This window comes from Bacillus sp. JJ1503 (assembly GCF_036965125.1).
In the GTDB taxonomy this organism is placed as follows: domain Bacteria; phylum Bacillota; class Bacilli; order Bacillales; family Cytobacillaceae; genus Cytobacillus.
In genome coordinates, this window is the sequence record NZ_JBALOZ010000420.1 from 1 (window position 1) to 3620 (window position 3620).

Genomic DNA, 3620 nt, shown 5'->3' on the forward strand with positions numbered 1-3620 from the left:
GAATGATAAGGCAGACGAAAACTATAATCTATCGAAAATAGAAAGTAGTATTCAAGAAAAATTGTTGAATGATCAGAAAGATGCTACAGCACTATCTATTCAAATGGGTTTTTTAAATGATAAGGATGATAAACAACAAAGCGTTGCTTTTGTTACTTCAACACAAACAACATTGTTTCCAAATGTTCAAGCTGGAGAGATCATATTGGATAGCTCCATGAAGGATAAAGGGATCAAAGTTGGAGATATTTTAACGAACAATCAATTAAGTGGTGAGTTTATTGTAAAAGGTTTTGTTGAACAAGAGAAGTTCAGCCATGCACCTGTCGCTTTTATTAATATAGAGAACTACAAAGAAATGTATAGAGTAGATGAAATGCAATTAATTTTCATACCAGGAGAGGACTCTTCTCAAGAATTTACGGGCTTACAATCATTTTCAAATAAAGATTTTCTAAATACCATTTCAAGTTACAGCGCTGAACAGATGTCTTTAAATATGATTNNTTTCTACATGATGAACGTTCAAAAGATTGGTTTGTACGGTATTTTAAAAGCAATTGGTGTAAAAACAAGTAAATTATTCAAAATGATGTGGACCCAAATGATTCTTATTACAGTAACTTCACTTGCTTTTTCTATTACACTTAGTCAAGTCTTTAACATGGTTGCTCCTGAAGGAATGCCTTTTAGTTTAACCATGGTTACAACCGCACAATTGACTCTAGTATTCCTAGTTATTGGATTTATTGGAGCTACACTCTCAGGAATACAAATTAAAAAGGTTGAACCACTACAAGCAATACAACAAGGAGAGATATAATATGTCTATATTTACAATTGATAAAGTTAGAAAAACGTTTACGAATGGGGAAGTTAAGGAAGAAATACTGAAGGGAATTAACCTTTCTCTAAAAGAAGGAGAAATAACAGCATTAGTGGGTGCATCAGGTTCAGGTAAAAGTACACTACTTACAATAGCTGCAGGACTTCAACCTTCATCACATGGAGAAGTACTATTCGAAGGCAAAAATATGACTACCATGGGTTCAGAGCAAATTCGGAAAATACGAGCAAGTAAATTTGGCTTTGTCTTTCAATTTGCCCATCTAGTTCCTTTTCTCACCGTAGAAGAACAACTAATGCTCATGCTAGATGTTTCTGAATTGAAATTAAAGAAACAGGAACAAAAAAGAGAAGTGAATAGAATTCTGCAACTAGTTGGGATGGAGCATCGGAAGAATGCTTATCCATCTTCTTTGTCAGGTGGGGAAAAACAGAGAGTAGCCATTGCTCGTGCAATCATTCACCAGCCTAAAATTCTCTTCGCAGACGAACCAACCGCTAGTTTAGATTCTAAACGATCTAATGATGTTATGTCATTAATCAGAGAATTAACGAAAACATTAAATATAACTACTTTAATGGTTACGCACGATGAAGAAATGCTCTCTTATGCAGACAATATCATTAAAATGATTGATGGACGAATTTTGCAAAGTATAGAGTAAATTCATTTAATAATGATAGAAAAAGTATAAAAAGTATGATAGTTAAAAATAAACAGTAGCCCTTACTATGGAAACGAAGGGCTATTTTTTAAGTTGTAGGTATTTAAGTAATAGGAAACATTTATGACAAGCAATCTAATCGTTGATGACGATAGCAATATTCTAAACCTAGTAAATATACATTTATCCGAACAAGACTATAAGGTTTTTCAAGCCAAAGACGGTATAGATGCCTTGAAACTTCTTCAAAAGGAAAGTTGCATCAACAACATCGGACCAATGGGTACAACAAGGAGACTTACAGATCGATCTATTGAGAAGCTTGTAGAGAAATATGCGATTGCATTTGGAAAACCAGCACTAACTGATCATAAATTAAGACATTCATTTGCTACTCGTTATCATTTCGAGAATAATGATATACCAAAATTAAAGCGTCAATTGGGGCACGCATCGGTTCAAACCACAATGATTTATACTCATCTAACTAATGATGAAATGCGTACAGCTGTAAACAAAATGGACAATAAATAACACTGCAGCAGAAAGACTTTATGCAGTGTTTTCTTTTTTTAACTTGGTGAATAGAATATGAAGTGAAAGGTAACTTTAAAAGTAATCTGAGTTATATTTAGTGGTTTTGGGCAATATTGGAAAATAATCTGTAAAGAAAATAGGTATTTATGTATACAACTTTGTTTCAAAATACGGTATGTACACAAATTTAGTTCACTCGCTGTAATTTAAGTATATAGATTAGGTTCACAAAAACAGGCAGGAAAAATTGACTTTATGGATTATTAATCGAAAAATCACTTATGAACACACAACTTGGGTTCACCGTACATTTTTTTCATTTTGTCTCACTATCTTAAGTATACTTATACATTGAGACAAAATTTATTTAACTTCCGATAATATATATTATGTAAACTAGAAACAAACATAATTACAACAAGGGCTTGTGCTCTCAAGTTCCGATAAGATTCTTTATCGTCCCCTATTTTTTCGCAAGTTGACTATAATATTCATTTTTGCGACCGATAACTCTCAGGGTTCTTTCTATAAGTCGGCTAGTTCTCATAATTAATGGTTTCGAACATAATTCTCAGGGATCGACCGCATAACTACCAGGAGGTTAGAAAATTATGAATTACGTTCAAGCTGCGGATGATTATCTCATGTATTTGGAAGTCGAGAAAAGTTATTCCGTGAACACCCTTAAAAGTTACGCTTTCGATTTAAGCTCTATGGTGAATTTTTAACGGCTAACGACCGTTCATTGAACTTAGATGAACTTACTTCGTCCAGTGTACGCCGTTTTGTTCAAGACCAGGTCATCAACCATGGCATCAAGCCAAGAACCTTGCAAAGGCGTCTATCTTGCCTGAAATCATTCAGCCAATACTGTTTAAAAGAAAACTACATGAAGTCTGACTTCACAGCAGGAATCCAGGCGCCTAAATCCGATAAAAAGTTACCGAAATACATGACATTGCAGGAGCTTCACAAATTATTTGCCTATTTGGAGCAAGACCAGCGATCGCAGGCAATTAGAAATGAATTGATGTTTAAATTATTAGCTGCAACAGGGATGAGACGACAAGAATTAGTGGATTTAATATGGGAGCAAGTCGATTTAGACAACAATACGATTTTAGTTCGAGGGAAAGGGAAAAAAGAACGCCTCCTCCCCCTTCACAAGATTGTTTTACCTTTGTTTCAAGCGTATAGACAACGTCCTTCAGAACAGCAAAACTATTATAGTGAACCGATATTCTATAATAAGAATAATAAGCAGCAGAACCCACATGGACTTCATAAAATATTCAAGGAAACCTTAGATCGGTCTGGATTGCCCTCACATAGATTTTCATTGCATCATTTAAGGCATACGTTTACTACCTTACTGTTACAAGAAAAGGTAGATAAAGTGGATTTGAGAACCTTACAAGAGTTATTAGGACATGAAAGCCTTGCTACAACTAGTATGTATACTCATATCGATTTTGAACAAAAGAAAAATCGATAAATAGTTTCTTAATAAGCTAATATTAAAATTGGAATTAGAAAAGCGGCAGAATTTTGATTTTATGTCCAATATAAAAT

The 3620-nt window shown here is 33.9% G+C and carries 4 protein-coding genes and 1 pseudogene; all 5 read left to right on the plus strand.

What is annotated here, in order from left to right:
• On the plus strand, positions 1-823 hold an 823-nt coding region (locus V7149_RS24215; RefSeq protein ID WP_335348128.1), incomplete at its 5' end, for an ABC transporter permease.
• Position 824: 1 nt separating this feature from the next.
• A complete protein-coding gene (locus tag V7149_RS24220) occupies positions 825-1511 on the plus strand; it encodes an ABC transporter ATP-binding protein (RefSeq protein WP_335348129.1) in 687 nt (228 codons plus the stop codon).
• A gap of 270 nt (positions 1512-1781) precedes the next feature.
• Positions 1782-2045, plus strand: a pseudogene (locus V7149_RS24225) (tyrosine-type recombinase/integrase); the annotation flags it as partial.
• A 647-nt stretch (positions 2046-2692) separates the two neighbouring features.
• Positions 2693-2776, plus strand: a complete 84-nt coding sequence (locus tag V7149_RS24230; protein WP_335348131.1) for a hypothetical protein — start codon at positions 2693-2695, stop codon at positions 2774-2776.
• A 161-nt stretch (positions 2777-2937) separates the two neighbouring features.
• On the plus strand, positions 2938-3543 hold the full coding sequence (locus V7149_RS24235; protein ID WP_335348130.1) for a tyrosine-type recombinase/integrase: 606 nt from the start codon (positions 2938-2940) through the stop codon (positions 3541-3543).
• The last annotated feature ends 77 nt before the right edge of the window (positions 3544-3620 follow it).